2 protein-coding genes are annotated in these 2,042 nt (G+C 68.3%); both read left to right on the forward strand.

The features are described 5' to 3' along the window. A partial coding sequence (locus tag VFP86_17965; protein ID HET9001531.1) for a hypothetical protein occupies positions 1-235 on the forward strand: 235 nt, incomplete at its 5' end. A gap of 79 nt (positions 236-314) precedes the next feature. Then, positions 315-2,042, forward strand: a 1,728-nt coding sequence (locus VFP86_17970) for a M28 family metallopeptidase (protein ID HET9001532.1), incomplete at its 3' end; no start/stop codon positions are given.

Here is a 2,042-nt window from a genome sequence, read left to right on the forward strand (position 1 = left end):
CCGCCTCGGCCCGCTGGTCGGCGCGGCCCTCTTCCTGCTCCTGCGCGACTTCCTCTCCACATGGACCGACGCGTGGGGGGTCATCACCGGGGTGATCTTCATCGTCGTGATCCTCGTGTTCCGCCAAGGAATCGTCGGCACCATCGAACACCTGATGCAGTCGAGACAGATTCCGTCTCGCGTCGCCGCCTCGGCGGTCGAGCAGATCGAAAAAGCCGCGTCCGCCCCACGCTAGCCCCCTTCCGCCAGGAAAGCGCCGGACACCCTGCGAATGTATTGAGGGTCCCGTACGTCGCAATTCTCGGAGGGCCGCCATGCCGAAAGACCCCGAGCACACTCTCAAGGATGCGGTGTCCGCCTCGAAGCTGATGACCTACACGCGCGAGGTATCGCGCTGGGTCCGGCTCTCGGGCAGCGATGAAGAGGCGCACGCGTTCGATTACCTCGAAACCACACTGAAAGGATTCGGCCTCGCGGTCAGGCGCTACGAGCACGACGCTCTGGTCTCATGGCCCGGGACGGCGTCGCTCGAGATCCTCGGAGGCTCGCCGGAGCAGAAGGAGTGCATTACTCACGCGTTTTCCGCCTCGACCCCGCCGGGCGGGCTCGAGGCCGAGGTCGTGGATGCCGGAGGCGGAAGTTTCGGCCCGAACGTCCGCGGCAAGATCGCCCTGATTGACGGGCTGGCGATGCCGACTCGGGCCTGGGCCGCCGAGCAAGCCGGGGCGGTCGGCGCGATCTTCATCAACCCCCCCGAACTGCATGAGATGATTATCTCGACCGTGTGGGGCTCCCCGACCCCTGAGAACCTCCCGGCGCTCCCCAAGCTTGTCGCGGTGTCCGTCCGCAAGCCGGACGGTGAGGCGCTCCGGGAACGGGCCCGCACCGGCGACCTCAGGGTGCGCGTGCACGCGGCGGTCGATACCCGGTGGCGGAAGACACCGCTCCTCGTCGCCGACCTCATCGGACGGGACGAGCCCGACCGGTTCGTCTTGTTCAGCGGACACGTGGACTCGTGGCACTACGGGGCCATGGACAACGGCAGCGCGAACGCGGTGATGGTGGAGATGGCGCGCCTCCTGAGCCGCCGTCAACCGCGGCTGCGCCGCGGTGTCCGGTTCGCGTTCTGGTCGGGACATTCCCACGGCCGGTACTCGGGATCGACGTGGTACGCGGACACCCACTGGGACGATCTGTACCGGCACGCCGTCCTGCACCTCAATGTCGACTCTCCGGGCGGAGTCGGCGCTACCGTCCTCAGTGAGAATCTGACCATGGCTGAGACCTGGGGACTCGCGGCTCGCTGCATCAAGGACGTGAGTGGCCAGGACCTCCAGCGCCGCCGGATCAGCCGGATGGGAGATCAATCCTTCTGGGGGATTGGGGTGCCGTCGATGTTCATGGACGTCTCCGCCCAGCCCCCCGCCGCATCCGCAGCCGGGGACGCCCTCGCAGCCCTGAGCGGTGGGGCCTCGCATCATGGCGGGCTGGGCTGGTGGTGGCATTCGACCGAGGACACCCTCGACAAGATCGACAAGGAGAACCTCCGCAGGGACGCGCAGGTATACGCCCTCGTCCTGTGGCGGTGGTGCACGGCTCCGGTCCTCCCCCTCGACTACCGGGAGACGGCCGGAGAGATCAGGGCCACGCTGCGAGGGATCCAGGAAGCGGCCGGGGACGCGTTTGACATGGCACCGCCGCTCGACGCGATCCAACGGTTCGCTGCCGCGGCCGAGGGACTGGCCGGGGCGGCCGAGCGCATCGCCAACGTGTCGGGGCGCGGAACGCGAAAGCAGCGCGAGGCCGCGTCCACCCTCAACGACGCGTTGATGCAGATCGGCCGGGCGCTCATCCCGATCAACTACACCGCGGCCGGTCCGTTCGACCACGACCCGGCGGTGCCGGTGCCGCCGATCCCGCTGCTGCAGCCGGTGGCAGGCCTGCGGGAGGTGCGACCCGACACCGACGGCTACCTGACGCTGCAGACCAGGCTGGTCCGGAACCGGAACAGGGTGACCCACGCGATCAACACCGCGACTGAG

Source organism: bacterium, from assembly GCA_035703895.1.
Lineage (GTDB): Bacteria > Sysuimicrobiota > Sysuimicrobiia > Sysuimicrobiales > Segetimicrobiaceae > Segetimicrobium.